Source organism: Marinobacterium iners DSM 11526 (genome assembly GCF_900107855.1).
Lineage (GTDB): Bacteria > Pseudomonadota > Gammaproteobacteria > Pseudomonadales > Balneatricaceae > Marinobacterium > Marinobacterium iners.
The window spans coordinates 18,487-44,310 of record NZ_FNRJ01000009.1 but is presented as its reverse complement, the minus strand read 5'-3'; the positions used below and the strand labels follow the sequence as shown (position 1 = coordinate 44,310).

General features: G+C 56.8%; 20 protein-coding genes, 1 pseudogene and 1 CRISPR repeat array. Of the genes and pseudogenes, 5 read left to right on the top strand and 16 right to left on the bottom strand.

Annotated features, from left to right (window positions below; genetic code table 11):
- Nucleotides 1–3: 3 nt before the first annotated feature.
- From BLV48_RS10805 to cas1f, 8 genes are all read right to left on the bottom strand, one after another.
- Nucleotides 4–750: an SIR2 family NAD-dependent protein deacylase gene (locus BLV48_RS10805; RefSeq protein ID WP_175527644.1), complete on the bottom strand. Its 747-nt coding sequence runs from the start codon at nt 748–750 to the stop codon at nt 4–6.
- Between the two features lie 11 nt (nt 751–761).
- Nucleotides 762–1,502: a tellurite resistance TerB family protein gene (locus BLV48_RS10800; protein ID WP_091826797.1), complete on the bottom strand. Its 741-nt coding sequence runs from the start codon at nt 1,500–1,502 to the stop codon at nt 762–764.
- A gap of 287 nt (nt 1,503–1,789) precedes the next feature.
- A CRISPR array of direct repeats spans nt 1,790–3,077; the repeat unit is 28 nt; unit sequence TTTCTCAGCTGCCTGTGCGGCAGCGAAC.
- A 129-nt stretch (nt 3,078–3,206) separates the two neighbouring features.
- On the bottom strand, nt 3,207–3,770 hold the full coding sequence (gene cas6f / locus BLV48_RS10795; protein ID WP_091826796.1) for a type I-F CRISPR-associated endoribonuclease Cas6/Csy4: 564 nt from the start codon (nt 3,768–3,770) through the stop codon (nt 3,207–3,209).
- Between the two features lies 1 nt (nt 3,771).
- Nucleotides 3,772–4,809, bottom strand: a complete 1,038-nt coding sequence (gene csy3 / locus BLV48_RS10790) for a type I-F CRISPR-associated protein Csy3 (RefSeq protein WP_091826795.1) — start codon at nt 4,807–4,809, stop codon at nt 3,772–3,774.
- 1 nt (nt 4,810) lies between these two features.
- Complete coding sequence (gene csy2 / locus BLV48_RS10785; protein ID WP_091826794.1) at nt 4,811–5,788, bottom strand: type I-F CRISPR-associated protein Csy2; 978 nt, start codon at nt 5,786–5,788, stop codon at nt 4,811–4,813.
- Nucleotides 5,781–7,076, bottom strand: a complete 1,296-nt coding sequence (gene csy1, locus BLV48_RS10780; RefSeq protein ID WP_091826793.1) for a type I-F CRISPR-associated protein Csy1 — start codon at nt 7,074–7,076, stop codon at nt 5,781–5,783. The genes csy2 and csy1 overlap by 8 nt, the downstream gene beginning before the upstream one ends.
- 48 nt (nt 7,077–7,124) lie before the next feature.
- Nucleotides 7,125–10,427, bottom strand: coding sequence for a type I-F CRISPR-associated helicase Cas3f (gene cas3f, locus BLV48_RS10775; protein ID WP_091826792.1), 3,303 nt, complete (start codon nt 10,425–10,427; stop codon nt 7,125–7,127).
- Complete coding sequence (gene cas1f / locus BLV48_RS10770) at nt 10,424–11,401, bottom strand: type I-F CRISPR-associated endonuclease Cas1f (RefSeq protein WP_091826791.1); 978 nt, start codon at nt 11,399–11,401, stop codon at nt 10,424–10,426. The genes cas3f and cas1f overlap by 4 nt, the downstream gene beginning before the upstream one ends.
- Before the next feature lie 255 nt (nt 11,402–11,656).
- Between cas1f and BLV48_RS10765 the strand changes: the two genes are divergently transcribed.
- Entirely contained in the window at nt 11,657–12,814 is a 1,158-nt protein-coding gene (locus BLV48_RS10765; RefSeq protein ID WP_091826790.1) for a DUF5610 domain-containing protein, read from the top strand.
- Nucleotides 12,815–12,848: 34 nt separating this feature from the next.
- Here the strand turns inward: BLV48_RS10765 and BLV48_RS10760 are convergent, their stop codons facing one another.
- Together BLV48_RS10760 and mtnK are read right to left on the bottom strand one after the other, a co-directional pair.
- Nucleotides 12,849–13,610, bottom strand: coding sequence for a 5-oxoprolinase subunit PxpA (locus BLV48_RS10760; RefSeq protein ID WP_091826789.1), 762 nt, complete (start codon nt 13,608–13,610; stop codon nt 12,849–12,851).
- On the bottom strand, nt 13,603–14,805 hold the full coding sequence (gene mtnK / locus BLV48_RS10755; RefSeq protein ID WP_091826788.1) for an S-methyl-5-thioribose kinase: 1,203 nt from the start codon (nt 14,803–14,805) through the stop codon (nt 13,603–13,605). The genes BLV48_RS10760 and mtnK overlap by 8 nt, the downstream gene beginning before the upstream one ends.
- A gap of 137 nt (nt 14,806–14,942) precedes the next feature.
- Between mtnK and mtnA the strand changes: the two genes are divergently transcribed.
- Complete coding sequence (mtnA, locus tag BLV48_RS10750; RefSeq protein ID WP_091826787.1) at nt 14,943–15,980, top strand: S-methyl-5-thioribose-1-phosphate isomerase; 1,038 nt, start codon at nt 14,943–14,945, stop codon at nt 15,978–15,980.
- Nucleotides 15,981–16,098: 118 nt separating this feature from the next.
- Here the strand turns inward: mtnA and BLV48_RS10745 are convergent, their stop codons facing one another.
- From BLV48_RS10745 to BLV48_RS10725, 5 genes and pseudogenes are all read right to left on the bottom strand, one after another.
- Nucleotides 16,099–16,650: a 1,2-dihydroxy-3-keto-5-methylthiopentene dioxygenase gene (locus BLV48_RS10745; protein ID WP_091826786.1), complete on the bottom strand. Its 552-nt coding sequence runs from the start codon at nt 16,648–16,650 to the stop codon at nt 16,099–16,101.
- Nucleotides 16,651–16,660: 10 nt separating this feature from the next.
- Complete coding sequence (gene mtnC, locus BLV48_RS10740; protein ID WP_091826785.1) at nt 16,661–17,344, bottom strand: acireductone synthase; 684 nt, start codon at nt 17,342–17,344, stop codon at nt 16,661–16,663.
- Between the two features lie 80 nt (nt 17,345–17,424).
- Nucleotides 17,425–17,967: pseudogene (locus tag BLV48_RS10735) on the bottom strand (methylthioribulose 1-phosphate dehydratase); the annotation flags it as partial.
- Nucleotides 17,964–18,761 (bottom strand): amidohydrolase, encoded by a 798-nt coding sequence (locus tag BLV48_RS10730; RefSeq protein ID WP_091826783.1) that lies wholly within the window; start codon nt 18,759–18,761, stop codon nt 17,964–17,966. The gene BLV48_RS10730 and the pseudogene BLV48_RS10735, both read right to left, overlap by 4 nt.
- Nucleotides 18,749–19,897, bottom strand: coding sequence for a pyridoxal phosphate-dependent aminotransferase (locus BLV48_RS10725; RefSeq protein WP_091826782.1), 1,149 nt, complete (start codon nt 19,895–19,897; stop codon nt 18,749–18,751). Before BLV48_RS10725 ends, BLV48_RS10730 begins: the two co-directional genes overlap by 13 nt.
- 214 nt (nt 19,898–20,111) lie before the next feature.
- On the opposite strand from BLV48_RS10725, the gene BLV48_RS10720 reads away from it, so the two are divergent.
- The 3 genes from BLV48_RS10720 to BLV48_RS10710 are packed head-to-tail and all read left to right on the top strand — an operon-like array spanning nt 20,112 to nt 25,445.
- The gene (locus tag BLV48_RS10720; RefSeq protein WP_091826781.1) at nt 20,112–22,184 is read left to right on the top strand and encodes a TonB-dependent receptor plug domain-containing protein; all 2,073 of its coding nucleotides are present in this window, start codon (nt 20,112–20,114) and stop codon (nt 22,182–22,184) included.
- A gap of 25 nt (nt 22,185–22,209) precedes the next feature.
- A complete protein-coding gene (locus BLV48_RS10715) occupies nt 22,210–23,148 on the top strand; it encodes a hypothetical protein (RefSeq protein WP_139253910.1) in 939 nt (312 codons plus the stop codon).
- Entirely contained in the window at nt 23,148–25,445 is a 2,298-nt protein-coding gene (locus BLV48_RS10710; protein ID WP_091826779.1) for an ATP-binding protein, read from the top strand. Before BLV48_RS10715 ends, BLV48_RS10710 begins: the two co-directional genes overlap by 1 nt.
- Here the strand turns inward: BLV48_RS10710 and BLV48_RS10705 are convergent, their stop codons facing one another.
- Entirely contained in the window at nt 25,446–25,820 is a 375-nt protein-coding gene (locus tag BLV48_RS10705) for a hypothetical protein (RefSeq protein WP_091826778.1), read from the bottom strand.
- Nucleotides 25,821–25,824: the final 4 nt, after the last annotated feature.

Here is a 25,824-nt window from a genome sequence, read left to right as displayed (position 1 = left end):
GGGTTACTCCCCTGGGCCACCCAACCAACGCTCGACCCATTTGCGCACAGGTGAGCCGGCGCGGAACGCTTCCACGGCACCCATGCGGTAATGCTCGGTATAGGGTTTCTGACCCGAGCCAAGTATTCGGTCATAGGGACAGCTGTCTGTAGGATCGACATAGAGGATCGTCGCCGCGCCGTTACTGCCGCTGTAGGCTTCAAGGCAGAACTGGATCACCGTTTCACTGCTGCCGACCACCAGCACCAGATCATGTCGGGTCAATGAATTCATCAGGGTAAACAGGTCACGATAGACCGGCGCCACCTCACCGAAGAACACCACATTAGGCTTGAAGTGCGGCGGGTGAGCAACGTGATCAAACGCCTCATAGCCGATCGGTTGCACCTCATCTTCGGCCAGATTGACCAGCTCCAGCAGGTTGCCATGGATGTGTACCACCTTCGAGCTGCCGGCACGTTCGTGCAAATCGTCCACGTTAGTGGTCATCAACGTCACCCGATCGCCGTAGCATTGCTGCAGTTCGGCAATCGCCTGATGCGCGGCGTTGGGTTCTAACCCTTGCAGCGCCGTGCGGCGGGCATTGTAGAATGCATGCACAAGGTCGTAATTTTGCTCGAAGGTGTCGATGTGACAGACATCCTCGATACGGTGATTGTGCCAAAGGCCATCCGGCCCGGTGCGAAAGGTGGGTACACCGGACTCGGCGGAAACACCGGCACCGGTAAAAATAATCAAACGCTTGGACATTGTTACCTGCTTCATGACCCGTTAACGGTGTTCAGTACCTGACGCTCCAGCTCGGCTGCCAGTGCCGGTTCGAGCTGCAGCGCGGTTGCCAACTGGTTAAGCCAGGCACGTTCCATGGGGTTTTGTTCATCAATGATCGCGACACTGACCGCATAGATTTCACGCCGTGCCTGTGGCGAATCGGCACTACGCGCCAGCACATCGGCATCCAGCGGCGCATCAAATTGCTGCTGAATCCAGGCATGCAGCTCGTCATCCGGCCCCAGGCTTTCAATCTTGCTGGTCAACAAGGCGCGCTCGGCTGCATCAACATGACCGTCTGCACGGGCGGCCATTATCATCGCCTGCAGAATTTCAAGCCCACGCCTCTCCTGATCCGGCCCTTGCAGCTGCTCAAGCGGCTGCCCTTCCGGCTGGTTGTTGGCTGAAGGACTCACTGCCGATGCCGGCGACTGGGACTGATAGTTCTGATATGCCTTCCACGCCAGCACGCCGACTCCTGCCAGCGCACCATACTTCAGCGCCTTGCCACCCATCTTGCGACCACGCTTGGAACCCACCAGCAGCCCCAGCGCACCGCCACCGAGCAGGCTCTTCATATCGATCCCACCGGCACCACTGCCGCCAGAACCGCCCTTGAACTGCGAGGCCAGTTGGCTAACCATTCGGTTAACATCACCGCCCCCGGTAGAGCCGCCCTGACCACCGGAGGCCTGGTTCATCAGTTGCTTCAGAATTGACATGGCATTCATAGGCTTTTGCGCGAGAACCCCGTTTCGGTCTGGCCGTTGGCCTGAAATACGGGGTGGGATAGCACGGGGCTGAGCCCCACCTGTTCTCGCTCCTCCCTTTTGGCTTGCTATCTTGGGTTGGGGTTTGTAATGGTATGTGGATACACCGGCTGTTGTGATTTATCAACTGCAAAAGCAGAAACAGTCAAAGGCTTTATACCTGTACCCAATCATCTCTTTCAAACAGTTCCACAGAGTTTTGCCGTGTGATGAAACAGGCACCAGCAAGTTGGTAAGCGCCATCGCAAAGTATTAGCTGCCTGTGCGGCAGCGAACCGTCACACGGTCGGAACCGGTGTAAATCTGGCTTTCTCAGCTGCCTGTGCGGCAGCGAACAACAGACGATCCATAGGTGCATGCGATTTCTTTTTCTCAGCTGCCTGTGCGGCAGCGAACCGGAATCGCCAGAGCTTCGTGCCTTCGCTTCTTTTCTCAGCTGCCTGTGCGGCAGCGAACAGGGATGATGTGGCTAAAGCTAGGCTAGTCACTTTCTCAGCTGCCTGTGCGGCAGCGAACACAACCATTGCATGGTGAGTGCCTGCACTGGTTTTCTCAGCTGCCTGTGCGGCAGCGAACTATGGCACATGCGTTGCCCCAGGGTTTACTCTTTTCTCAGCTGCCTGTGCGGCAGCGAACAGTGGTTCTCGCGGTGATCACGTTGCATGATGTTTCTCAGCTGCCTGTGCGGCAGCGAACTTACAGACTCTGGCGTCAAGAAATCAGCGCGTTTTCTCAGCTGCCTGTGCGGCAGCGAACAAAAATCCGTTTTGGAATGTAAAGCTGCTTAATTTCTCAGCTGCCTGTGCGGCAGCGAACGGTGTTCAGGGTGTTCATGAACAGATCGGGGCTTTCTCAGCTGCCTGTGCGGCAGCGAACATACAGCGACTCAGACTGTGTTGGCCTCAGCATTTCTCAGCTGCCTGTGCGGCAGCGAACAATACCCGGACCTAATGGTAGTTCATTCTATGTTTCTCAGCTGCCTGTGCGGCAGCGAACATCAGCAGCTTACTCCCCGGCCCCTTCTTTTTTTTCTCAGCTGCCTGTGCGGCAGCGAACGTTCCAAGTCCGCACACTCCTTGCCACCAAGTTTTCTCAGCTGCCTGTGCGGCAGCGAACGGCAAGCCCTGCATCAACAATCTGTTCCAGGCTTTCTCAGCTGCCTGTGCGGCAGCGAACCTCAACGCAGTTAAAAACATTGATGAGGATCTTTTCTCAGCTGCCTGTGCGGCAGCGAACCATCACTGGAATCAGCGGTTGCATCGATCAGCTTTCTCAGCTGCCTGTGCGGCAGCGAACACGCGGCCTCATCCACCGCTGCCAGCTCTACTTTTCTCAGCTGCCTGTGCGGCAGCGAACTTGTCGTCCATAGTCGTCTCCTGGAAAGTGGGTTTCTCAGCTGCCTGTGCGGCAGCGAACGTGAGGCTGTTTACGTCGACCTTTTTCGGAGTTTTCTCAGCTGCCTGTGCGGCAGCGAACCGGTTGTAACATGGGTTAGCGGTTATGTCAGTTTTCTCAGCTGCCTGTGCGGCAGCGAACAAGAACAATAAATCTATAAACTTCTGATTTTTAAAGAACAAACATACAAATGCTCTCCTACCCCCTTTTTTCAAGGAGGCAGGTAAGTGTTTGATTTAACAGTCTAGTTTTCTTTACACCCGAAAAGGGTCAAAACCAGGGGATCGTTGCCTGTCGGCTTAACCCATAGGTGTTGAATTCAGCACTGGTTGGCTGTTCCCTCAGCTCACCCTGCTCTATAAACAGGGTGAAGCTCTGTTCCGTGCTTTGGCTTCTCAGGTGCACATAAGGCAGGTCCGGTCTGCGTTCCACATTATCGGGGATTGCAGCTGCCGCCTGCTCCCAGGTTTCGCCCTTGCGCTTCATTCGGCGCCGACGCAGACGTTCGCTGCTGGTTTTGAACTGACGCCGCGAAACTGTCCGGTATTGCACCAACTCAGGGACCGACAGGATGTCCGAACACTGGATGTGGTCCGTCATGCCCTTCAGCCAATTCTGTGTCATCAGCTGCGATAGTGCAGCTTGATCCCCATGAAGTCGCAAGCGGTCTCCAAGTCTCCGAGGGGATTGGCTATAGCCCGGGAAGCTGACACCGATTTTACTGGACTCGAGCGTTACCAGTGCACGATGCAACTTCCCATAGAGTGCTCCCATCAGGAAACTGACCGGAAACTCCGGGTCCGGCAGGAGCCTGATTTCCAGATAGGCATCCATATCAACCGGCCTCCCCGAATACCCCGCCGCGAATCAGCGTTGCCATCACAAAGTGCTGGTCGCCTTCAGCTGGCGCGTTGTCCTTAAGTACCCAGTTATCCAGCAGGTTATAGAAATCCGCTTTCGCCTTGGGCTGGCGGTAGGCCTTGCCCTGGGTTGTCACCGATCCATAGGGCTCAACGGCAATTGGGCCAAGGTGAACGCCTTCATCCATCGGATACCAGGTATCAATGGTACGCAGGGCATTACCGACCTTCTGGGAATGCATCCCGGCGATGCCTTGTACCTGGTACAGGGTGCGACTTTTGTCCCCCTTGCCTTTGTCCAGAATCAGCTCCTGTGACGGGAAAACTTCCTGACCGGCTCCAATACGTGCAAAGGCAGTCACTTCCAACAGAACATGCTGCTCACCCGCCAAACCAAATTCGATCAGTTCCGACAAGGCTTTCAAGCCCGCTGCGTTGTTGCCTGTTTCCTCAAAACCACGCATTGAGTAACTCAGCGCATCGAAGTCCCAAGTTTGTTCGCGCACACCCTGTTTGAGATGCGAAACCTGCACTTCTACTTCTTCTACGCCTACCCGATTACGCCACAGGAACCGGCCGTTCGCCAAGTTGGTTGCGTAGCGATGCGCCAGTGCCGCAAAACCATGCTGCTGCACATATCCACTGATCACCTCATTCAGCTTCTGCTGATAGTCGGCGTTGTTGCAGGCAGACGGAGTGCCGGCACCGGACAAAACGCGCAGGGTAAAACGCAACATCAGAGTATCAGCTTCGCTCGGCAGGGTGGCCACATCGACCGTTTGCAGATTGGGGTTCTCAATCGCCGCATCCAGTTTGGCAGGGTCTTGGTCCTTCGTTTTCAACCGGTTGGAGATGGTTCCACGTACCGACTTTTCACGCACTTCAATGGGCTGCCAGTTGTCCGCATCCTGTCGGTTCGACCAGTTGCCTGCGAACATCAGCGCATCGGATACATCCAGCTTACGCTCGAATGCCAGTACAGATGCGGTTTTCAGGGTTTCTTGCTTAGCCATGTCAAAACTCCTTTTCTGCCTCACGCTGTGCAGTCTGTTGATAGTCGTTGTTCAAGCGATAGGTGTCTGTATCCAGGTCATTATCCACATACCAGAGGAAGTCATTGAACGATTTGAAGCGGTGTGGACTGACCCACTGCCCGACGGAATAGATCCCTTCCACAAACCGGAAGGGGGTTGTTTGATCGCGGGCTGCCTCTACCTGCCCGGCTTTACACAGCTCCGACAGTGCTGCAAATCCAATGGGAATAGGCACTAGCCATCCGGGGTGGTCGCGACGGATAAACCACTCGACCCCCTCTTCCGTTTCACGACAATCGTGATTGAGGCGTGACAGGTCCAGCCACGCATCCAAAAGATCCGCATCAGGGTCAGTTTGCTGCATCAGGTCTCGATGTTGCTGTAACAGATCATCCCTGAGCACCAGCGCGAACCCAGGCAACAGTTGCTGCTTGAGACGGCGCAGCTGACGTTCCCTCACGTCCGGTGTCTCATCGACTCGGAGCAACCAGGGGCGGCGCTGTTTTTGTCCCGGCACCGGCGGCTGAATAGTGCCACCCGCTACACGCAACGTGGCAAGCAGGTCAGCCACCTGCTGAGCAAAGGCTTGTGTTTCGTCTTCCCCACTCAGGCGCACGTCTTTCAGATCAACTTCAAGCACCAGGCTGATGTCCAGATGGATACGCCCTTCTTCAACAATGGCGGCGGTCTTGCCGTCTTTACCCACAGGGTTGCGGGTCAGATGAAAGGCGCGGGTATAGCCGCCTTGCGTCACCTGTGCCTCATATTGATGACAGACCACACCAACTCCGTTGAACGCCACATCCAGATTGGCCGCTGCACATTTACGCTCCAGTGCGTGCATCATGCCGACAAAGGCGGTCATGGCCGGGAAGCCCCAGGTAAATACCCCTGAAATGGCGTTGGCGTTCTGAATACGCAGCCGCGGCAGCACCAGTAAAGTATCGGGCTCAGACATCCAGCACCTCCCGCAAGGCATTCAGTTTCTTGTCGATACGGCGGCTCCATTCACTATGCTCAGCATCCCCTGCTGGGAGGCCCGACAGTGCCTTGTTCACCTGATTGGCAAACCGGCTTTGCACCTCTTCTACCCAATCGCCAAAGGTACGCCGTGCCGCAAATTCTTCATCCAGTTCGGCGCGCCAGGGGTCAAGCCACAGCTGTTCGGCCTCGACCAGACGACAATCGGGATCCGCCGACCAGCCGGGCTCCAGTTGATGCAGGTGGGCACTGAACAGGACCAGCTCCTCGATCAAGGCATCAACATAGGCATCAACACGTTTACGGGTGTGAACATTGACCGGTGGATTACTCAGCAAAAACTTGTGCAGTCGTTTCATTAGCCAACGAGGCTGCTTCTCATACATGAAACGGGGGAAAACAGACTCTACTTTCAAGGGAGGCTTGCTGTCTCGGGCGTGCCAAACCGGCGGCAGAGAGGCCAGTAGGTAGTTATTGCCGCCCCGTTCGCTGTTGAGTTGAGAGATATTCTGCGGCTTAGTGCCTCCCAGCTTTTGGGTGGCGAAGTTCGGGTAATCAGCATGACCCGTTGAGAAAAGCTTGTTTTCCCTACGGGCCTGACGCGCGGCTTTGGCTTCCTCACTGAAACGGTCGTGTTGGATGCGTTGAAAAATACGATGAGACAATGACGAAGGGTAAAGTGGAGACAGCAGGTGAAAGTCATCATTCCGGGTCGGTTCCTCCCCGACAAGCCAGTAGATCTGCTTGGCTCGGGTACTGGAACGGTCACTTCCCTTGCTTTGGGTGATCGATGCAAAGGACTCTAGATACTCTCTGGCCTTGGCCGGATCGTCACTCAGAGCATCCAACAACTCGGCGTTTTGCTCCAAAGCCAGAGCAAGGAGGGTCTGCCCCTGATATTCCAGTTTGAGGAACTTGTATACATCCAACGCAGCGGCATTACCCACCACATCGGTGGCATAGTTATCGCCCAGCAGGTGACTGCCAACCCAGGGTTTATCCGGCAAGGTGTCGGGGGGAATAAAAAGACTGGTGCCCTTGGCATCAGGGTGAACCGCCTTCAGGGTATGCGTCACCACCTGCAATTGCCCTACACGCCGGGCGGCATCTTCGATCCAGTTGTCGAATCGGTACTGCCCCTGAAGCTCCGCATATTTGGGGTCGTCAGGCTCGAGTTTTTCTAGCTTGGCAGCCAAACGCTCATCGATGAACATCTGTATCAATTGCTTCAGTTCTGCGCTTCTTGCGCTGGGCTCCTGCTTCATATCGCCTCCGTGAGCCTGTTCCAATTTTGTCTAACCTCTGGCACCTTACTACCGGCGCTTGGTAAAACCCAGTGCCGGGTGAAACACCCAACCATTGTCATTCTGATCCAGCGACAGCGTACCGAAACGCCGTGCACATACTTCGGGACTCAACCCCATCTCGTCAGCCAGCGATTCCAGCGCTTCAAGATAATTCACCACGCCCCAGGTCACGATGCCATCAGCCGATTCAAGCTCGGCTTGATGGAACAAGTGGTCCACCGGAATATAGATATCCCGGCGCTGGTGGCGATTAAATTCAACCCGGTGCAGGCATGCATTTACCCCCTCTTCATCCGGCAACAACACCAGATCATCCTGTTGCGTAGGACTGTTACGGAAGCGCTGCTTGCGTTGCAACATGGCCGTGAGCATGGCACCGGATTGGCGGTAACAACTGGCGGCGGAGAGCGGTTGTGTCACCCGGCTGCTGCGTCGACGCCGATTGCCACCGGAGGCCTCCTGGGCCTGAGGCTCACCCAGCATCTGTGACTGCAGACGGGCGTGTTCCAGATCGACCAGGTTATCGCGAGCCCGGAGTTCGTCACGTGGCCGTATGCGGGGCCGGGCGTCGATCACATCCCGCTCCTCAGGATGCAGAATTTTTTCCAAATCATGACTGTTCAACAAACAGTCATAATCCTCGAATCCGGGGCGGCAGAATGCGGGTTGCCCTCTGCGTTCCAAAGCCCGCAAATTGGTGTGCATCAGGACGATATTGGGCGTTGCGCAGGTTTCCGGTCGGTGCCGGCGGACACGCCCGGCCAGCTGAATCAGCGAGCGCATGGAGGACGGCTCGACAATGGCCCAGTCATAATCGTGGTCCCGGCCAACCTCTGAAACCGGACTGGCCAACACTATAAAGAGCTGATCCTGTTGTGGATAAGCATCTATGCGCCGGCGGATATCCGACCGATCAAAGACGGCGTGACTGTCCTGTCGATTCAGCGCTCCATCCAGTTGCTGCTCAATCGCGGAACGGATCAACAAGGGATACTGGGAATGATAGACACAGAGATGAATCAACGTGCCGGTCTCGGCACCTATTCGGTAAATAGTCTTGGCGACGTCCACCAGCGGTTCGATATTAGCCATGCGGATCAGGCCAAAGCTAACCTTCTTGTCGGTGTGCGGGTCAAGAGTATGGTGACTTTTATGCAGACGCTGAGCCTGTTGCAACAGATCTCGCGCAAAGTTCTGGCGCAGCTCATCCTGCTGTCCCGACAGCAGCGATATCCGCGCCAGTTCTGCACGGCGACGTACCTCATCCTGCGCCAGCTTCTGGTGACGCTTCTCGACAAAGCCGCGATGGGCCTGTGAATAACTCTGCTCGTCCGGGCAGTCCTGGTGCAGGCGATCATGCTCATCAAACCAGGCACAGCAGATATTCACAGGCGTTCCCGGCTCGCCACGGTTGCGCTGATATTCTTCCCGCCCCGCCTTGTAGGCACGGAACAGCCCTTCGGAGAGTGACGGCGGCAGCGTTGCCGAAGACAGGAGAACACGGCTGCCCAACAAGCCTGACCAGTACACCAACCGTGTCAGGGCCGGCAGGTCGTTCAGGTCAAAATCGTCGATTTCATCCAGCACCAGATCACTGCTCATCAGGCGCAGCATGGGGGCGATCTGATGCCCGCCGCGCTCACTTTCGGTCGCCGGCACCAGATGATCGACCGTACACACCAGTACCGGGGCCGAGATCAGCGCCTTGATGCGATCATCGTGTCCAGCCGTTTTCAGTACGGGATGCTCGGAAAAATTGCCTTCATAGACCACATGGCTGTCTTCTGGCACCAGTGACTGTGCCGATGCCGAACCACTGTTCTCGGCCTGAGCTTCATAAAATTCATACAGCTGGCGGCTGGCACTGCCACCCACTCTGACAGCTAGCTCATCATCGCCAAGGCTCAACCGGTCACGATAGGCCTGCCCGGTCTGCAGCGTCAGAGTTCTCAGCCCCAGCGCAACGGAGAAACGGGCGCCCTGCTGCGGGTTGGCCAGGGCATAGAGGATACGCCCGTTCGCCAGTGTCTTGCCGCATCCGGTCGATGCCATATTGATACCGAAAAAGCCCTGGTTGGCGGCTTTTTCCCTAAGCCCTTCGGCCAAATCGAAGGCACGATCCTGCCATCTGAAACGTTGGGCTTTGCTCCGCTGGCGGAATCCCTTGTGTCGCGCCAGCCGGGGCAGGTTGTCGCTTAATGTGGGCAGGTGATGGCTGACACTGCGGCTGACTTTGGCGACCCCTAGCAAGTGCTCATCCAGGCGCTGGCACAGCTCTCCGCTTTTGCGCTCGGTGTTGGCATAGAGCGGATAATCGGTTTCGCCCCGTACACGGTCGCAGGATTTGGTCAGACTGGAATAGTGATGATCAGACAGCATCAACGACAACCGGGCCAGATGCATGACATAGGCGTTGTTCAACCAGCTATCAGCGGCACGATCCATGCGCTGCTGCAGACGCTGGGCATACTTTGCGGCCTGGGTACGCCAGCGCCGAGTGGCTACCGGAAGAGGTGCGTTAAACGTCCAATAGGGATGGATCGCCTTGAGATCGGTGTTGTCGTTGCGCTGATTCCACTGCGCATCGATATCCAGCAACGGCGCTTCAAGATCCTCGGATCTCAGCCCCTCAAGTTCGGGGCGACAGGGCAAGCGGTGATGGGTCAGCACCAGCCAACCGATCGCCTGCGCCAGCGGCGGCAACGTCCGAAAGGGATAGGCTTCGTCATCGCCCAGGCCGTCTCTGATCAGTCCTGGCAGCCAGGCATCGCTGGTGGCTTCTGAATCAATCAGACGGGACAGCCAACCCGCATCGTCATCCGTGCCAACGAATGACTGAAACAAACGCAGCGAGATCCATTCATGTCGATAAAGGTTGGCACCTTCAGGCCCCTTGCCCTGCAGCCGCAGCTGGAAAGCGGCGCACGCCTTGCCAAGATCATGCAGCAGCGCGGCCATGGCGGCCAGCAGCTTTATATCCTCGGCGGTGTGCCAGTCATTTTCATCCTGCTGCCGCAGAATGTTGCGCCGGGTGGTGTTGGTCGGCGCGGCGCCTTCGGCATTGAAACGACCGGTATCACCGACGATCCACATCAGCTCGCTGTGGTCCTTGCCCCTGATCCAGTGACAGGCCACCGCCGTGTTTTTACGTGCCGTTTTACGCAGCAGTTTACGCAGCGTGGTCAGGCCATCCCAGGTGATAGGCGTCTGCCAGGTGCGATCCCCTCTTCGTTCGGCAAACTGGTCCAGAATACGGCGGGTTTCGGTCAATGCATTCTTGCTGCAACGGGAGATCAGCAATACGTTCATGCGGCTGGTGTCCCGAGTGTCGTAGCGATCTCTTTAAGCGTATCGATCATGGAGTCCAGCGCTTCGGCACGAGTCAAAGACTCTATACATTGCCGCCGGAATTCTTGCTCCTCTTCTCCTTTCACCGCCGATAGAAATGCCTGCGGCAAGACCAGAGCATCCTTGACCAGATCGGCCACATCAAACACCAGCCCTCCCCGGCGCGTTTTACCGTGCAACACAGCCAGGCCATGCGGCAAGCCCAGTACCCAGGTTGCTGTAGCGCCCAACCCGTACGCGAGATAATTACCGTGATCGAGAAAACGGTTGGCCGGATCGGTGCCGCTGCCACGTTTGGCACGGACAAAATCCCCGTAGTCCACGGCCCGTGCCGCCAGCTTGAACAGATGCTTGGTCAATCGAGCCTCTTCAGTCAGCAGTGCGGTGACATTGGGCGCTTGTTTGATGTTGTCACGGTGTTGGTCCAATACAGGCACCAGTTGCTCAGACGCAATCGAGAATCCCTGCTCTTTCAACGACCGGTTTTGCAGCCAGTGCTTCTGAAGTTGATTGAGTCTCGCCTGCTGGATCATCCTTGCCGCTTCCAGCCGTTTTTGATCATCAAACCAGAAGCCCACCCAGTGCTGCAGGTATTCAGTGGGCCGGTACTCGCTTTGCGGTGAAAACCAGGCCACTTCAATATCCACTTCATTGGCACTGAACAGGGGTGTTCCGCCCCCACCGCAAAAGCCCACCAGAACTTCTGCCTTGGCCAGTTCACGCATGGCGGCCTGGGTGATGGAGGTGCCGTTGCCCAGTAATACGGTGGTGGTATTGGCGATGGGGATGTTCCAGTAGTTGGAACGTCGCCCCTCGTCGGTGACATATTCCACACGGCCGCCGTTCACCAGCACCCGGCAGTATTCCAAGTAGTAAATATTAGCGCGTTTGGAATGAAGAATGGTTTTTAGATCTGAAGGTGAAAAATCATCCATGTTGCATCCTGCCACCATTTATCCACAATTTTAAAACCATTCCTGCCGGTCACCTGCTGCTTGGCGAACAGTTGTACTTTCCAAAAAGTCCTTTGTTTTCAAGATGGTCATATCTTCTCCGTGACTCCTTGATCATCAATCATTTCATACTAGCCACTTTAACGGTCAGGCTACAGTCTCTTAGCCTCAAGATCCCCCCACCCCGGCCGATACCCGTCTATTATTTGATCAGAATACCAAGCCCTCGAGGTTGTTATGAAAATCCAGTCTCCACCGACCCAGATCTATTCCTCTCGTCCACAGTCGGTCCCGGTTGCCGAGCGAGGCAACGGCAAATCGCAGGATGCAACGCAGGTGTTGCTGGGCAAACTGGCCGAAAAGATTCCCGGCATGACGACCGAGAAGCTGTCCGGGCTGGATGCCCAGAACTTCACGCCTGACAAAGTGGCGGGACGCATCAGCGATTTCGTGGCGGCCGGTCTTGCGGCGGCCAAAAACAGAGGCGCCTCGGACGAGCGGCTGCAGCAGATGTATGACGCGGCTTTGAAAGGTGTGGAGACCGGCTTCAAGGAAGCACGTGAAATTCTGGACAATCTCAATGTGCTGCAGGGTGATATCAAGACTCAGGTGGATGAAACCGAGCAGAAAACCTTTGATGCCCTGGCAGAGATAGCACCGGGAAGTCGGGATGCCGTAGCACAGGCAGTACTGGGTGCAGCCGAGCGGTATCGCAACGCCGAGGACATGTCACTGACCGTGAAGACGCAGGACGGGGACGAGGTAACCATCAACTTCAGCCGCAACCAAAGTTACGACGCCACCTATGGTGCCGGGGCCGACAGCCAGGGCAACTCGGTTGCGTGGATGGATGTGAGCCGCAGTGAAAGTACTCAGTACCAGTTTAGCGTTAAGGGCGAACTGGATGAGGGTGAAATCGAAGCACTGCAGCAGATGGTGCGTGATATTTCAGGCGTGGCCGATGAGTTTTTCAATGGCGATGTGCAGAAGGCGTTCGAGCAGAGCGCAGGGATTCGTTTTGATTCATCCGAGCTGAGTTCAATGGACCTCAGCATGAGTTACAGCCGTTCACTTTCGCAGGCCGCCAGTTATGAGCAGGTTGGCAGCCTGGAGCAACCCGCAGACAAGCCGGGATTGCGTTTGGGTCAGTTGATGAAGGATCTGGCCGAGTCCGTGGGTGCGCCCTCACTCGGATTCCTGCAATCGCCGTCTCAGGCCGGACGCGACCTGATGACCGGGCTGGTCGAGCAGGACGGCCGTTTCTCGGATGCCATCAAGGAGCTGCAGGACAGCTATCGCAATAATCTGAAGCAGTTGCTGGATACGGTATTGCCGCTGAAGGCGGAGCCCGCCGCTGAGTCCGCTGCCGAAAACGGGTCAACCGACAAGGCTTGATCCCATCGGGCACAGCTTGGCGGCGTGCCCCTGATCAACTTGCGTACAGCCGATCAAGCGCCTGTCGAATCCGTTTGACCGCCTGTACCGACTCAGCATTGTCGCCGTGAACACAGAGTGTGTCCGCCTCAAGCCTTACTTCAGAGCCCTCCAGCGTTGTAACAATGCCTTCCTGAGCCAGCCTCAATGACTGCTCCACTATGCGGTCCACATCGTGGTAGACCGATCCGTCCACCGAGCGCGGCACCAGATAGCCAAGAGTGTCGTAGGCCCGGTCGGCAAAGGCTTCAAACAGCAGCGGTACGCCAAACTCGGCCGCAATCGTCTTAACCGGACCATTGTCTGCCGTGGCCATCAGCATCAGTGGCAGGCTGGCGTCATAGCAAGCAACACCTTCCAGTACAGCGCGCAGAATGTCGTGGTCACGCATCATGTCGTTGTAGAGCGCCCCGTGGGGCTTGACGTGGTTCAGCGTCAGCCCGTGCGCACGGGCAATACCGGCCAGTGCGCCGGCCTGATACTGGATCAGTGCAACGATCTCTTGCGGATGGCACTGCATACTACGCCGACCAAAGCCGACCAGATCGGGGTAGCTGGGGTGGGCACCGATGGCGGTACCGGCATGTCGTGCCAGCATCACGGTGCGTGTCATGGTGACCGGGTCAGACGCATGGAAGCCACAGGCCACGTTGGCCAGCTCCACCAGCGGCATTACCTGATCATCCAACCCCATGTGCCAAGGGCCGAAGCTTTCGCCCATATCGCAGTTGAGCAGCAGGCGTTTGGTATCAGTCATTCAGTTGCCTAACCAGATCAAGCAGTTCAGTCATGCTGTGGATATCGTTGCGTTGCAGGATCAGCTCACGCCCCAGCTGCAATGCCATCGCTTCACATTGGGCGCGCCGAGCCGCGTCTTCAATGGTTTCCAGGTCGGCCACATGGGCCAGGCCGATGGTGCGGCGGATCAGTTCGGTACCGGCAAAGCCCAGAGTGTCGGACCAGATCTGCAACATGCGACGTGCCTGCCAGCGCGGATTTTGCAGGCTTTCATCGATTGTTTGCTCCGCCATCAGGTGGCTGAACTCACGGCTGAATTCATGCCAAAGCTTGTCGATCTGAACCAGCAGCCAGCCACGCCAGTCCTGGCGCTCCTGTGCATCACCGGCCTGTTCATGCTGACCGCACCAATTCAGCAACAGATTGCCGATCACGCTACCAACATCAAAGCCGATGGGGCCGAAATAAGCAAACTCCGGGTCGATCACCTTGGTGCTCTGCTCGGTCACGAAGATGGAACCGGAGTGCAGATCGCCATGCAGCAGGGCTTCGGCCCGATTGAGGAACGCATACTTGAGGTCGGCCACCTCGACCTTCAACCGATCATCCTGCCACAGGGCCTCGGCCGCCTTGCGCAGCGGCGGGTTGATGGCGTTGCGCTCGTGATCGCAGTAGGGATCGAGGAAGAACAGGTCTTCCGTGATCTTGCACAGGTCCGGGTTGATGAAGCGTTTCACCAGCGCCTTTTTTTGATGGGCATCCAGGTGCATGTCACTGGTGTGGAACAGCGTGCGTGCCATGAACAGGCCCAGGTGCTGTGCCAGCAACGGCAGTTTGCGCCGCTCATTCAGTGCATGCCGCAGGTTCTGATGCTCGCCCAGATCCTGCATGATAATGGCCGCCAGATCATGTTCGTAATGGTACACCTCAGGCACCCACTCACCGGCGTGTTCGGCTTCCAGCACCAGCGATTCCGCCTCGATCCGAATCCGATCCAGCGACAATGGCCAGCCTTCACCAATGATGCGCACGTAAGGCAGCGCCTGTTTGACGATAACGCTGGCCCCTCCGGGCTCGGCCACGCGATAGACAAAGTTGATGTTGCCATCGCCGATTTCGGTCACGACCAGGCTGGCATCATCATTGAAAAGACGTGTGTGACGGCGAACAAAAGCGATAATGGCCGCATCATCCGAGAACTTGTGCTTCGTCATTGGGATTCCCGTAGCTGAAGTTTAATGGCCCAATTCTGACAAAAAACAGCGGGGCTGTAAGCGCCTCGGCAAGACTCTTTTATCTACGGGTTATAACGCTTAAGCTCTTCGCCTCTACTCACCAGCCGGATCTCACGATGAAAGACCTGATCTCCACCGCCCTGCGCTACCGCAACCATCGCCTTGAACTGCTGGACCAGCACCAGCTGCCTGACCGCGAGCTCTGGCTGCACTGTGATTCGGTAGAGGCAATGGTGGCGATGATCCGCAAGCTGCAGATTCGCGGCGCGCCATTGATTGGGATTGGCGCTTCGCTGCTGCTGGCGCACCTGGCGGAGCAGGGTTTAAGTGAAGATCAGCTGCGCGAAGCAGCCGCCACGCTGCGTGAGGCCCGACCGACCGCCGTCAATCTGATGAATTGTCTGGACCGCATGCTTGCGGTGATGGATCAGGGAGCCGATGCACTGGTGGCCTGTGCCGAGAATCTGTTTGAGGAAGATGTAGCCCTCTGTCAGCGCATGGCAGAGCATGGCGCTGCCTTGCTGCCGGAAGGTGCTCAGGTGTTGACCCACTGCAACACCGGCAGCCTGGCCACCGCCGGTGCCGGCACCGCAATCGGGGTGATTGCCGAAGCATTCCGGCGCGGCCGACTCAGTCACGTCTGGGTGGATGAAACCCGTCCCCTGCTGCAGGGCGGCCGACTGACCGCCTGGGAGATGTGCCGACTCGGCATTCCGCACCAGATTCAATGCGACAGTATGGCGGCGATCCTGATGCGGGATGGTCAGGTGGATGCCGTGCTGGTGGGCTCAGATCGTATCGCCGCCAATGGTGACTTCGCCAACAAGGTGGGCACCTACAATCTGGCGGTCAACGCGCACTACCACAAGATTCCGTTCTACGTGGTGGCGCCCTGGACCACCGTTGACCCGCACTGCCCCAACGGCGATGCTATCCCGATTGAGCAACGCAGCGCCGAAGAGGTAAAAGGTGTAAGCGGCAGCTTTGGTGAAGTGCGCTGGAGCCCGCTGGAGTCACAGGTGTTCAACCCTGCGTTCGATGTCACCCCCGCCGATCTGGTGACCGGTTGGGTGCTGGATACGGGAGTGTATGACCGCGATGGCATCGTTGCGGCCATCGCGGCAAACAACCAGCGTGAATTCGCAACTGCCTGAAAAGCGTTGGCGAGGCCGTCAGCGCAAGGCAAAAAACGGCGAAATGAGGGAGTTTACAGATCGTAAATGACCGATTTGAGCCGTTTTTTAACGCCGCGGTGACAACGCAGGTAGCTTTTCAGGTAGTTGTCGGTTCAAAGCGTGGGTGGCGATCAGCTATATCAGAGCCGGTAAAGTTCGCCACCCAGCCTTCCGGGTTGTTGAACAGGCGCAGAGCAGTGAAACGCGGTGCCGGCCCCATATCGAACCAGTGAGTGATGTTGGCCGGTACCGAGATCAGGTCGTTCTTGCAGCAGTGCACCTGATACACCTTGTCTTCCACATGCAGGTAGAACATGCCTTCGCCATCGACGAAAAAACGCACTTCATCTTCTGAATGCGTGTGTTCGCTGAGGAATTTCTGCCGCAGGGCTTCGCGCTCGGGATGATCCGGCTGCAGGCTGATCACATCCACGGTGACGTAGCCTTCCTCGTTTTTAAGCCGTTCGATCTCCTTGCGGTAGGCCTCCAGGATCTCTTCGCTGGCCATGCCCGGCACAATCTCGCGGTCGGCCTCCCAGCGCTCGAAACGCACGCCTATGCCACTGAGGATCTGTTGAATCTCATTGAAGTCGGTGCTGCTGCCGAGCAGTTCGGCGCTCTGGTCGGCATGGATATGGATGGCGCTCATCGGTGGCTCCTCAAGAAAGTGTAATCTGGTCAAAGTTTTCCACAGCATTGTGGCGCTCGGCTCCGTCCGGTCGCTCGCCGCGCATCAACAGGCAGGTCTGCATGCCTGCAGCCTTGGCCGCGTCCAGCTCGGCCACCACGTCCGACAGGAACAGAATCTGACTTGCAGGCAGGCCGATACTGGCACTGATGCGTTCATACGCAATCGCTTCACGCTTGGCGCCGGTGGTGGTATCAAAGTAACCGCTGAACAGCGGAGTCAGGTCGCCGAAATCGCTGTAGCCGTACAGCAGCTTCTGCGCCTTCACCGAGCCGGAGGAAAAAATGTGCAGCTGTTTGCCGCTGTCGTGCCAGCGCTTCAGCCCTGCGTAAGCGTCCGGGTAGAGGTGGCCGGTAAAGTCGCCACTCTCGTAGCCCTGGACCCAGATCAAACCCTGCAGTGCCTTGAGACTGGTTTCCTTTTTGTCCTGATCGATCCAGTCGATCAGCCCCTTGGCAATGGCATCGAGATCATCGGCCGCGACATTCAGGGCGACCGCTGCCTCTGCAACGGCCGGTTCGTTAGAATGGCTGTGGATAAAGTCCGTCATCCGTTCACGGGCATAGGGAAACAGCGTCTTGTGGACAAAATCGATATCGGTGGTGGTGCCTTCAATATCGGTCAGGATGGCGTTGATGCCGCTAAATGTAGCCATGTTGATGTTCAGACTCCTGCGCTCAGACGGCGCATTTCCAGTTCGCAGGCGAAGAGAAATTCCAGCCCTTCCAGATGGCGGCGTGCTTCATTCATGTCGTGACCCCAGGTGTAGAGACCATGTCCGCGAACCAAAAAGCCCCACTGCAGCGCTTCAGGCTGCCAGCGCTGGCTCAGCTCGGCGGCCAGCGCCTGCATGTCCTGAGCATTATCCAGAATGGCGATGCGGATGCTGGCATCATGGGTGTGGTTGCCACTGAGCGATTTCTGCATTTCGTAACCGCTGATGGTCAGCCACTGACCCGACTCCAAACGAGACAGCACCGTGGAGGCCACCGAATGCGTGTGCAGCACGGCGCCGATCCGGTTATCAAGCTGATACAGGCGGGTATGCAACAGGGTTTCGGCCGAAGGCTTGAGCAAGCTGGCCTGAGGCTGACCATCCAGATCCACCTGCAACAGCTGCTCGGGCGTGAGATGCCCCTTGTGACAACCCGAGGCGGTAATCAAGGCACGCTCTGGCCCTGACCGAACGGAAAAGTTGCCGCCGGTCGCAGGACACCAGCCCTGGGCATCAATCCACTGCCCGGCATCGATAATCTGTTGTGCCGCGGTATCGATCATGCAAAATCGTCCTCAACGTCAGAGAAAAAGCTGAACTCATCCGCATCCTGCCAGGCCGGAAAGTTGTCCCGAAACCGCTGCAGGTCGTCGGCATTCAGGGTGCCGGTTTTGACGAAAGCTTCACCGACAGAGGCATCCAGCAGCGCCTGCCCCTTGAAGTCCACCAGCAGGCTGTCGCCACTGTACTCCAGCCCCTTGCCGTCCTCACCGATGCGGTTTACCCCCGCCACATAGCACTGGTTTTCGATCGCCCGTGCCAGCAGCAGCGTGCGCCAGGCATTGCGACGTGGCGCGGGCCAGTTGGCCACAAACAGTGCCAGGTCATAGTCATTGCGGTTGCGACACCAGACCGGGAAGCGCAGGTCGTAGCAAACCTGTGCCAGGATGCGCCAGCCCTTGTACTCGATCACCTTGCGGCTGTTGCCGGCCACGTAATACTGATGCTCGTTCGCCATGCGGAACAGGTGACGCTTGTCGTAATGCTCAACGGCTCCGTCGGGCGTTACAAACAGCAGCCGGTTACGATACCCCTGATCCTCGATCACTACGCTGCCACACACGGCGGCACCCAGTGACGCCGCCTGTTCCTTCATCCATCCCAGAGTCGGACCGGACATGGACTCGGCAACCTCATCCGGGGCCATGGTGAAGCCGGTGGTAAACATTTCAGGCAGTACGATCAGGTCAGTCTGCCCAGCCAGCGGCGCCATCAGCTCGGCAAGACGGGTACGGTTCGGTTCCGGCTGCTGCCAGTCCAGTGGAGTCTGGACCAATGAAATTTTCAGATTCTGCATAGTCGCTCCGCGGCTTGATCAAGGGTAGTTTCGCTCTTGGCGAAGCAGAAGCGCACCAGACGCATCTCAGGGGGTTGTTGATAGAACACCGATAACGGAATGGCCGCAACGCCCGCCTGTTCGATCAGCCAGAGGACAAACTCGGTGTCCGGAAGTTCACTGATGGCGCTGTAGTCCATTACCTGAAAATAGGTGCCCGCTGCCGGTGTAAACTGGAAGCGGCTTTTCTCCATACCGGCGTTGAATCGGTCACGCTTGGCCTGATAAAACGCGGGTAACGCCTGATCATGCTGCGGATCGTCATTCAGGTAATCCGCCAGCGCCAGCTGCATCGGTGTGCTGGTGCTGAAGGTCAGATACTGGTGGATCTTGCGCAACTCGGCTGTCAACGGGGCCGGAGCGACGCAGTAGCCGATCTTCCAGCCGGTGGTGTGGTAGGTCTTGCCGAAAGAGGACACCACGAAGCTGCGCTCAGCCAGCGCCGGATAGCGGTTGATGCTCTGGTGTTCAGCGCCATCGAACACGATATGCTCATACACCTCATCGGCCAGCAGCAGAATATCGGTGCCGGCCACCAGGTCGCTCAGCTCCTGCATATCGGCGGCGGCCAGCGTCTGCCCGGTCGGATTGTGCGGCGTATTGAGGATAATCATGCGGGTATTGGGGCTGATCGCCTGTCGTACCTGCTCCCAGTCGATCTCAAAAGCGGGGGGTTGCAGCGGGATATGCACCGCTTTGCCACCATTGAGCGTGATGGCCGGATCATAGCTGTCATAGGCCGGATCAAACACCAGCACTTCATCCCCCGGGCGCACCACCGCCGAAATGGCCGCGAACAGTGCTTCTGTTGCCCCGGAGGTCACCGTCACCTCTGTTTCCGCATCAACCATGCGACCGTAGCAGCGTTCCACCTTGGCGGCGATCGCAGTGCGTAGGCCTGGCACACCACTCATGGGGGCATACTGGTTGGCGCCTTGGCGGATATAGTGATCAACTCGCGACAGCAGAGCCTGTGGGCCATCAAAATCGGGAAAACCCTGCGACAGGTTGATCGCCTGGTGCGCTTGCGCAAAGGCGGACATGCGAGTAAAGATGGTCGTTCCGACCTGTGGCAGCTTGGTATCGGGGTAATGCATGACGGGCTCGGGTTTGTGATAGAGGTCAAATAGTACCGGAGAGGGCCCGACACGCTCAACAAATGCGCTGGTCTATCGGCGCCTGAGAGGTAGAATAGCGCATGCTGGACTGGATTCTGGAGCACAACGGCTTCATTTTTGAAGCAGCCATACTGGCTTTGGTCGTGTTGTATGTAGGACTGAAAATCAAATAACTACTCTGTCCGGAGTTGCAATGACGAATCGTACACCCCTGTATCGGCTGGCGCCGCTGCTGGCCATGGGACTGGCAAGTCCCACTCTTCAGGCTGACGAGAGCCTGTACCTCAGCGAACAGGATTTTCTTACCGATATTCCCGAAATCACCTCTGCCACACGGCTGACCCAGAAACTGACCGAAGCCCCCGCCTCAATCAGCATCATTGATCGTCAAACAATCGTCGCCTCGGGTGCCCGTAACATTCCCGATCTGCTGCGGCTGGTCCCCGGCTTTCAGAGCTATCATGTCAGTGCCAACAAATTTGCCACCACCTACCATGGTGCCAGCGACAACTTCCCGCGCCGGCTTGAAGTGATGGTCGACGGTCGCAGCGTGTATCTGCCACTGCTGGCAACCGTTGACTGGACCTCTTTGGGCATCAACCTGCAGGATATCGAACGGATCGAAGTGGTGCGGGGCTCCAACGTGCCAACTCAAGGCTCCAACGCCTTTATGGGTTCGATCAACATCATCACCCGCTCACCAGCCCTGCTGAGCGGTGGTTACGTCAGCGCCACCGGTGGCAGCATGGACACCCGAGACCTGCAGTTTGGCCATGCCGACCAATTGAGCAGCTGGAACTACCGCCTGTCGGGCGGACATGAAGAGAATGACGGTTCTGATCTCTATGGCGACGCGCTCAAGCGCAACTATCTGAGCTTCAGCGGCAGCTACACACCCACCCTTACCGATACCCTCTGGATTCAGGCGGGTGTGGACCGTGGGCATACGTATGTGGGAGGGGCTGACAAACTCGAACCCTTTAGCAAACGCGATCATGATGCCAACTACCAGTCGATCAAGTATCAGCACCTGTATTCGGATACCGGGACCATTCAGTTGACGGCTTATCACAACTACCTGGACCTGGAAGCACCGGCGATGAGCTTTGAGCGTGTTGGTGATTTTATCGGAACCGACAATCCGGCAATCGTGAATGGTTTTATCGCGTTGAATTCCCCTCACGAAGACTCTGAGCATGGCACCGCCCACAGCTACGATACCGAATTGCAGCTAACGGATCAGATAGGCTCTTTGGAACTCGTTGGCGGTTTGGGTTACCGCTACGAAACCGCCGAAAGCGATGTGTTGCTGCAAAGCGGCAAGGTGACCGAAGAGCGCTGGCGCCTGTTCAGCAACCTGGACTGGGATTTTGCCCCTCGCTGGAGCCTGAGCACCGGTTTTATGTACGAGGACAGCTCAGAAAACAGCGATGCCCTGTCCTATCGTCATGCACTGATTCACCGGCCTGATGAGCAGAGCAGCTTCCGGCTGGGTTACTCCATCAGTGAGCGTTTGCCTTCTCTACTGGAACGGCATGCAAACAATACCATCTATGCACCTGCCGGCCTGTTTGGTCCAGACCCCGTTGTCTATGATCTGGACAAGGCCGCTAACCCAGACCTTGGCCCTGAAAGGATCAAAACGTATGAACTGGGTTACTACCGCGCATTTGATGATCACCAGGGACATTTCGACCTGCGCCTGTTCCACGAGCAACTCAGCAACGTGATCAGCTCCTATTTCTTGCCGACTGACGAGCTTGCTCCCCCCCCTCACCCAATGACCCAGGGTCGCGTGTCTACTAATGAGAACAACTTCGGCTGGGAAAACCAGGGCGTTGAAATTCAGCTTCATCGACAACTCAGTAGTCAGCTCTCGGCACTGCTGAACTACACCTATACCAACACGTTGACTGATCGCTGGGAGACCAATAAAGATCTACAGGGACAGACTTTGATATTCCGTGATGCGATCACCCCCGAACACACCGCATCATTAATGCTTAGCTGGACTCCTGCTTCTGATTTAAACTTGAGTTTAATGCACTACTATATGGATAGCGTGCACTGGTTCGAGGGTGGTCTTCGCGAAAGCTATCAGCGCACAGATCTGCGTGCCGCATACAACTGGCAGCTGAGCGCAGGTACTGAACTGGAAACCGCACTGACAATTCAGAATGCTTTCGGTCCAACATACGAAGAGTTTTATCAGTACAACCTGTTTGACCGTCGAGCCTGGCTGAGACTGACGCTCAGATATCATTAATCGGGAAGCAGAGATAATTTCAGGGATGTCATTATTACGCAGGACAACGACCCGACTGAGGCATTGGCTGCTGTGCAGCCTTGTGATCTGTCTTGTGCCTCTTAGAGCGGCCGTAGCCGGGGAGTCACTGATCGTGCTCAGTGACTTCAGCCCCAGTTATAATCAGGTCTTGTCGGCCATTCGGGAGCATTCCGTACACCCGATTCGAGTACTGACTCTCGATCAGTTCAAAACCGATGACAGCCGCGCACCTGTTATTCTCGCAGTGGGTACCCGAGCCTGTGAACGCATGCTGGAGCGCTACCATCCCGATTCAAGCCTGATCTGCTCTTTCCTGCCATCGGCAACCTTTGATCAGCTCAAGCGCAAACTGCTGCCGAAAGGCTCGTATGCATCGGTCAGTGCCATTTATATTGACCAGCCTCTGGCACGCCAGATCCGGCTGGCCCGCCTGGTCAAGCCGGCTGCCGCCATATTGGGAACCGCATTAGGCAGCAACAGCCTCAATATGCGTGATGGGCTAGAGCAAGGCGCACAGGCCGAGGCATTCGAGCTGTCTCTGGTTGAATTGACACGACAAGACAATCCGGTCGAGCGTCTGACGCCAGTGGTGGAAGGCAGCGATCTGTTCCTGGTTGTTCCAGACAGTTCGGTGTTCAACCGTGCCATTTCCAAATGGCTGCTCTATCTGTCATTACGCCACAAGGTACCGGTGATCGGTTTCTCTGCCAGCTATACAGAAGCCGGTGCCGCAGCGTCGGTTCACTCGTCTGCAGCACAGATCGGACGCCAAAGTGCCGAATGGCTTAACCTGCTGCAGAACGGCGGCAGCCTGCCCAGTGCCAGCTTCCCACGTTACTTCGATGTCAGTGTTAATCCGGTTGCAGTACGCACCCTCGATATTGAGCCACTTTCAGCCGAGTGGCTGCAGGAAAAACTGGCGCGGACCGAGGCAGATGGCTGATGCCGGGCACACGTAGCCGGCTGAGTATTCGTCATCGCGTACTCCTGCTGTCGATTATTCCAATGCTGGTACTGGCAACGATTCTCGGCAGTTATTTCATCTACAGCCGCCTTTCGGATAACACCGACAAATTGATTGAGCGAGGCAAGATTATGGTCGATCTGCTCGCCTCCGCAGCCGAATTCGGTGTCATCAGCGGTAACCAATACCAGCTTCGCGTTCTGAGTCAAAAAACCCGGTACAGTCATGCTGAAGTACTGGATGTCCTGTTTTACGACGATACGTTCAATCTTTTACACCGCAGCGGCCAATTTGCTGTAGAACTGAGCGCCGAGAGCCCGGCTCTGCAGTCAACATCGGGCCAGTGGATATTCCTGTCGCCGATTTTCAGCAGTGCCCTGCTGGCAGACAATAATCCCGAGCTGAGTATCCATGCGCCTGAGCCCGAGCGAATTGGCTGGGTAGCGGTCGTATTATCGGCCCACAACAATATCGCGACACGTCAAGAAATGCTGCGCAACAGCCTGCTGCTGATCAGCCTGGGCCTGATGCTCACCGCCATTCTGGCAAGCCGTTTTGGCCGCCGCATCACCCAACCGATTCGTGGGCTTAGCCAGGTTGTCGAGCGCCTGGAAGCGGGCCATCTGGATACCCGTGCCGCCACGACACATACAGCTGGCGAGCTGGGTTTGTTGGCACGGGGCATTAACCGCATGGCCGCCAGAATTCAGGCATCCAGCCAGGAGCAGGAACAGCAGATCAACCGGGCCACACGTCAGCTCACATCCACCCTGCGCCACCTGGAGCGTCAGAATGAGGAGCTTACCGTTGCCCGCCGTGAAGCGGATAAAGCCAACCGCTCCAAGGACGAGTTTCTGGCCCGCATGAGCCACGAGCTGCGCACCCCGCTCACATCTGTACTGGGCTTTTCGCGCTTGCTGGAGCAAACCGAGCAGTCGGCTGAGCAGCGGCACTACTGCAGCATCATCAACCAGACATCCAGCCTGCTATTGACCATTATTGACGATATTCTCGATTTCTCACGCTTGCAGTCCGACGCCATCCAGCTCGAGCAGATTCCGTTCGATCCAACCCTGTACTTCAATAACCTGTTGCAGATGCAGGCACCAATGGCGCTGGAGAAAGGTCTGCAGCTAAGATCTGAGCTGGACCCGGAGTTGCCACCGGCACTGTTGGGTGACCCAACCCGGATCGGTCAGATACTGACCAACCTGTTGAGCAACGCAATCAAGTTCACAGACTATGGAGAGGTCTGCTTCAGAGTCAGGTCTCTACGGCAGGATTCAGTCTGCCATATCGAGTTGAGTGTGCAGGACACCGGCATTGGCATTTCCGAGCAGCAGCAACAACATCTGTTCAAGGCGTTTATTCAGGCCGACAATACCATCAGTCGCCGCTTTGGTGGTTCTGGCCTTGGGCTGGTCATCGCCCACCGTCTGACTCTGCTCATGGGGGGAGACATCAGGCTCAGCAGTGAAAAGGGCAAGGGTACCTGTGTTCACGTAAGCCTGAGCTTGCCTCTGGCAGACGCCGATACGGTCGTTTCGCCACTTTACCCCGCTGAGCCAATACCCCATGCAGCATCCAGTTATCAGCTACCCTGCAAGCTGAGGGTGCTGCTGGCGGAAGACAATGAGTTCAACCGGATACTGCTGACCAAGGCACTCGGCCAAGCTGGCGCTGAAGTCATTGAAGCCCGCACGGGCGTAGAAGCGTTGCAGATATTCCATAAGCAACCGATTGATATGGTATTGATGGATGTACACATGCCGCAGATGGATGGTATTCGGGCCAGCCATGAGATTCGTCGGCACTCAGACTCATTGCCGATCATCGCGCTGACCGCCAACGTCATGACCCATGAACATGAGGCTCTGCTAGAGGCGGGCGTGAATGAAATTCTGCTCAAGCCTGTGGATCTGAGCACCCTTTTCCGACTGATGTCGCTTCATTGCCCGGTGGATGAAGACGCCGTTGCCACCCTGAGTGACTATGCGCCAATGCCTGCACTGCTGGATCAGGTCGATACCGGTGAGTTGCATACCGAGCTCCAGCATCAGGCGCAGTCCGTTTGCGCCGCTGTCCGATCAGGTCAGTTTGATCAAATACGTACACACTCACATCAGTTGTTGGGACTTGCCGGCCTGTACCAACTGCCAGAACTGGAAACAGTGGTTGCCGAATTGCATCAGGCAGCTGTTGCACACGATCTGGAGGCCTGCTGGCGTAACAGCCACCGCCTGACCCGGCTGATTGAACACCACCAGTATGTGTGATCAAAAACGCCGATAATAAGGCTCAGAAGCGATCAACTGCTCCAGATCCGCCATGATCAAAGCCAACCGGGCACGGGCTTCACGATCATACAGATAGGGTTCAAGCCCGTCTCTTGCTGGTGAGTGATCAGTATCACCCTCATGCACCGCCACGCAACGGCGCCTGATCTCTTCCAGCTCAGGGTCATGCAGCGCGGCAATACCTATGAACAGCTCCCACTCTTCGCGCCGGGCGGTGCCATCCTGCAACCGTTGCATGAGTTGCAATACCGCGCGTCGTTCAGGTCGCCAGGTGGGTGCCCGCCCATAGGTCAGAGCGACCACCAGCCCAACGACCAGCCACAGTGAGATCAGAAACGTGAGCAGATACTCCATCCCT

Bases quoted from the DNA above. Each gene is read 5' to 3' on its own strand.
- BLV48_RS10715 (WP_139253910.1), top strand. From the start codon at position 22,210: ATGTCATTATTACGCAGGACAACGACCCGACTGAGGCATTGGCTGCTG.
- csy2 (WP_091826794.1), bottom strand. From the start codon at position 5,788: ATGTCTGAGCCCGATACTTTACTGGTGCTGCCGCGGCTGCGTATTCAG.
- BLV48_RS10710 (WP_091826779.1), top strand. From the start codon at position 23,148: ATGCCGGGCACACGTAGCCGGCTGAGTATTCGTCATCGCGTACTCCTG.
- BLV48_RS10760 (WP_091826789.1), bottom strand. From the start codon at position 13,610: ATGACTGATACCAAACGCCTGCTGCTCAACTGCGATATGGGCGAAAGC.
- cas3f (WP_091826792.1), bottom strand. From the start codon at position 10,427: ATGAACGTATTGCTGATCTCCCGTTGCAGCAAGAATGCATTGACCGAA.
- BLV48_RS10765 (WP_091826790.1), top strand. From the start codon at position 11,657: ATGAAAATCCAGTCTCCACCGACCCAGATCTATTCCTCTCGTCCACAG.
- BLV48_RS10705 (WP_091826778.1), bottom strand. From the start codon at position 25,820: ATGGAGTATCTGCTCACGTTTCTGATCTCACTGTGGCTGGTCGTTGGG.
- mtnK (WP_091826788.1), bottom strand. From the start codon at position 14,805: ATGACGAAGCACAAGTTCTCGGATGATGCGGCCATTATCGCTTTTGTT.
- BLV48_RS10800 (WP_091826797.1), bottom strand. From the start codon at position 1,502: ATGAATGCCATGTCAATTCTGAAGCAACTGATGAACCAGGCCTCCGGT.
- csy1 (WP_091826793.1), bottom strand. From the start codon at position 7,076: ATGAAGCAGGAGCCCAGCGCAAGAAGCGCAGAACTGAAGCAATTGATA.
- csy3 (WP_091826795.1), bottom strand. From the start codon at position 4,809: ATGGCTAAGCAAGAAACCCTGAAAACCGCATCTGTACTGGCATTCGAG.
- cas6f (WP_091826796.1), bottom strand. From the start codon at position 3,770: ATGGATGCCTATCTGGAAATCAGGCTCCTGCCGGACCCGGAGTTTCCG.
- BLV48_RS10720 (WP_091826781.1), top strand. From the start codon at position 20,112: ATGACGAATCGTACACCCCTGTATCGGCTGGCGCCGCTGCTGGCCATG.
- mtnA (WP_091826787.1), top strand. From the start codon at position 14,943: ATGAAAGACCTGATCTCCACCGCCCTGCGCTACCGCAACCATCGCCTT.
- mtnC (WP_091826785.1), bottom strand. From the start codon at position 17,344: ATGGCTACATTTAGCGGCATCAACGCCATCCTGACCGATATTGAAGGC.
- BLV48_RS10805 (WP_175527644.1), bottom strand. From the start codon at position 750: ATGTCCAAGCGTTTGATTATTTTTACCGGTGCCGGTGTTTCCGCCGAG.
- cas1f (WP_091826791.1), bottom strand. From the start codon at position 11,401: ATGGATGATTTTTCACCTTCAGATCTAAAAACCATTCTTCATTCCAAA.
- BLV48_RS10730 (WP_091826783.1), bottom strand. From the start codon at position 18,761: ATGCAGAATCTGAAAATTTCATTGGTCCAGACTCCACTGGACTGGCAG.
- BLV48_RS10745 (WP_091826786.1), bottom strand. From the start codon at position 16,650: ATGAGCGCCATCCATATCCATGCCGACCAGAGCGCCGAACTGCTCGGC.
- BLV48_RS10725 (WP_091826782.1), bottom strand. From the start codon at position 19,897: ATGCATTACCCCGATACCAAGCTGCCACAGGTCGGAACGACCATCTTT.